Source organism: Borborobacter xinjiangensis (assembly GCF_047739745.1).
In the GTDB taxonomy this organism is placed as follows: domain Bacteria; phylum Pseudomonadota; class Alphaproteobacteria; order Rhizobiales; family Rhizobiaceae; genus Pseudaminobacter.
On record NZ_JBLLVA010000069.1, the window covers coordinates 1 to 3,126 of the forward strand.

At 66.9% G+C, this 3,126-nt stretch carries 3 protein-coding genes; all 3 read right to left on the minus strand.

The features are described 5' to 3' along the window. Complete coding sequence (locus ACLKMW_RS26295; protein WP_415727474.1) at positions 1-1,401, minus strand: NAD(P)(+) transhydrogenase (Re/Si-specific) subunit beta; 1,401 nt, start codon at positions 1,399-1,401, stop codon at positions 1-3. A 1-nt stretch (position 1,402) separates the two neighbouring features. Beyond that, complete coding sequence (locus tag ACLKMW_RS26300; protein WP_415727475.1) at positions 1,403-1,834, minus strand: NAD(P) transhydrogenase subunit alpha part 2; 432 nt, start codon at positions 1,832-1,834, stop codon at positions 1,403-1,405. Further along, on the minus strand, positions 1,834-3,126 hold a 1,293-nt coding region (locus tag ACLKMW_RS26305), incomplete at its 5' end, for a Re/Si-specific NAD(P)(+) transhydrogenase subunit alpha (RefSeq protein ID WP_415727477.1). The genes ACLKMW_RS26300 and ACLKMW_RS26305, both read right to left, overlap by 1 nt.

A 3,126-nucleotide genomic window follows, 5' to 3' on the forward strand; every position in this document is an offset into this window, starting at 1 on the left:
TCAGTGATCGAAAGCCTTGACGATTTCCTCGGTCATCTTCTTGGCGTCGCCGAGCAGCATCATGGTGCCGTCCTTGTAGAACAGCGTGTTGTCGATGCCGGCATAGCCGGAGCCGAGCGAGCGCTTGACGAACAGGCAGGTGCGGGCGCGGTCGACCTCGAGGATCGGCATGCCGTAGATCGGCGAGTTCTTGTCGTCGCGGGCCGACGGGTTGGTGACGTCGTTGGCGCCGATGACGTAAGCCACGTCGGCCTGGGCGAACTCGCTGTTGATGTCTTCGAGCTCGAACACCTCGTCATAGGGCACGTTGGCCTCGGCCAGGAGCACGTTCATGTGACCGGGCATGCGGCCGGCCACCGGATGGATGGCGTATTTGACCTCGACGCCGTTGGCCTTCAGCTTGTCGGCCATTTCGCGCAGCGCATGCTGGGCCTGCGCCACCGCCATGCCGTAGCCCGGCACGATGATGACCTTCTGCGCGTTCATCATCAGATAGGCGGCGTCGTCGGCCGAGCCCTGCTTGACCGTACGCTCGATGCCGTCATCGCCGCCGGCCGCGGCGGTCTCGCCGCCGAAGCCGCCGAGAATGACCGAGATGAACGAGCGGTTCATGCCCTTGCACATGATGTAGGACAGGATCGCGCCGGACGAGCCGACCAGCGCGCCGGTGATGATCAGCGCCAGATTGCCGAGCGTGAAGCCGAGCGCCGCCGCCGCCCAGCCGGAATAGGAGTTGAGCATCGACACCACGACCGGCATGTCGGCGCCGCCGATCGGGATGATCAGCAGAACGCCAAGCGCCAGCGAGGCGATGACGATCAGCCAGAAGATCGTCGTGCTCTGCGTGGTGACCAAAAGCACGATGAGCACCGCGAGCGCGATGCCGAGCCCGGCATTGATCACATGGCGCGCCGGCAGCAGGATCGGCTTGCCCGACATGCGGCCGTCGAGCTTGAGGAAGGCGATGACCGAACCGGTGAAGGTGATGGCGCCGATGGCGACGCCAAGGCTCATCTCGATCAGCGCCTGACCGTGCACGGCGCCGATCGCGCCGATGCCGAAGCTCTCCGGCGCATAGATGGCGGCGGCCGCCACCATCACCGCCGCCAGGCCGACCAGGCTGTGGAAGGCGGCAACCAGCTGCGGCATCGCCGTCATGGCGATGCGCTTGGCAATCATCGCACCGAGGCTGCCGCCGATGGCGATGCCGAGCACGATCAGGCCGAGCGCGCCGATCGAGGGCGTCGCCAGCGCCAGCGTCGTGACGATGGCGATGCCCATGCCGATCATGCCGTAGATGTTGCCCTGCCGGCTGGTCGTCGGATGCGACAGGCCGCGCAGCGCCAGGATGAACAGGATGCCGGAAACCAGATAGAGGAAGGAGGCGAAGTTGGCGTTCACGTCACTTGTCCTTCTTCTTGTACATGGCCAGCATGCGCTGGGTGACGAGGAAGCCGCCGAAGATGTTGACGGAGGCAAGCACCAAAGCCACGAAGCCGAAGCCGGTGGCGAGCCCCGCCGCCGAAATGCCGACCGCCAGCAGGGCGCCGACGACGATGACCGAGGAGATGGCGTTGGTGACCGCCATCAGCGGCGTGTGCAAGGCCGGCGTCACCGACCACACCACGTAATAGCCGACGAAGATCGCCAGCACGAAGATGGCGAAGCGGAACACGAAAGGATCGATCGCCCCGCCCGAAAGCGCATGCGCCGCATCGCCCACCGGCGTTGCCACGGCCTCGGCCTTGTCGAGGTCGCCGAAGGCAAGGCGCACGCCGGCGACGGCCTGCTCGAGCTGGTCGAGCGCCTGTTCGAGAGCGGTCTTTTCTTCCATCACGCGTCCCCCTTGGCCTGGCTGGCTGGCGCCGGCTTGGCGGCGGGCCTTTTCGCCGCTGCCGGTTTCCTGGCCGCAACCTTCTTCGGCGCAACCTTCTTCGGCGCGGCCCCCTCGGCCGGCACGGAAGCCTTGGCGGCGCCCGATGCGCTCGCGGCCGGAGCCGGCGCGGCATTGGCGAAGTTGGGATGCACCACCCGGCCGCCATCGGTCAGCATCGTCGCCTTGACCAGTTCGTCGTCGCGATTGATCGCCAGGCTCTTGGCGCCCTTGTCGATCATGGTTTCCAGAAAGGCGAACAGGTTCTTGGCATAAAGCAGCGAGGCCGAAGCGGCGACCCGGCCCGGGACGTTGAGATGGCCGACGATCCTGACGTCGTTGGCGGTGGTGACGACCTTGCCGGCCACCGCGCCCTCGACATTGCCGCCGCGCTCGACCGCCAGATCGACGATCACCGAACCCGGCTTCATCGAGGCGATCATCGCCGCCGACACCAGCTTCGGCGCCGGCCGGCCGGGGATCAGCGCCGTGGTGATGACGATGTCCTGCCTGGCGATGTGCTCGGCGGTCAGCGCCGCCTGCTTGGCCTGGTATTCCTTCGACATCTCCTTGGCGTAGCCGCCGGCGGTCTCGGCCGCCTTGAACTCTTCGTCCTCGACCGCCAGGAATTTGGCGCCGAGCGACTGAACCTGTTCCTTGACGGCGGGGCGCACGTCGGTTGCCGTGACGATCGCGCCAAGCCGCCGTGCCGTGGCGATCGCCTGCAGGCCGGCCACCCCGACGCCCATGATGAAGATCTTGGCGGCGGGCACCGTGCCGGCGGCCGTCATCATCATCGGCAGCGCCCGGTCATATTCCGCCGCCCCGTCGATCACCGCCTGATAGCCGGCGAGATTGGCCTGGCTGGACAGCACGTCCATCACCTGCGCGCGGGTGATGCGCGGCATCAGCTCCATGGCGAACGCCGTCACCCCGGCCCTGGCGAGAGCCGCGATCGCGGCATCGTTGCCATAGGGGTCCATGATGGCCAGCACCGCCGCGCCCGCCTTGTAGCCCTTGAGCTCGGCTTCATTCGGCCGGCGCACCTTCAGCACCACATCGGCCCTGCCGGCATCGGCCGCCTTGCCGATCGCCGCGCCGGCGGCGGTGAAATCGGCGTCGGGAATGCGCGACAAGCTGCCAGCGCCCGCTTCGACGATGACATCGAAGCCCAAGCCGACCAGCCGTTTTACGGTGTCGGCGGACGCCGCGACACGCGGCTCGTTCGTTTCGATCTCACGCGGAATGAAAAT

What these genes read in the sequence shown, in the direction of transcription:
- ACLKMW_RS26300 (WP_415727475.1), bottom strand. Translation starts at nt 1,834, where the DNA reads ATGGAAGAAAAGACCGCTCTCGAACAGGCGCTCGACCAGCTCGAGCAG.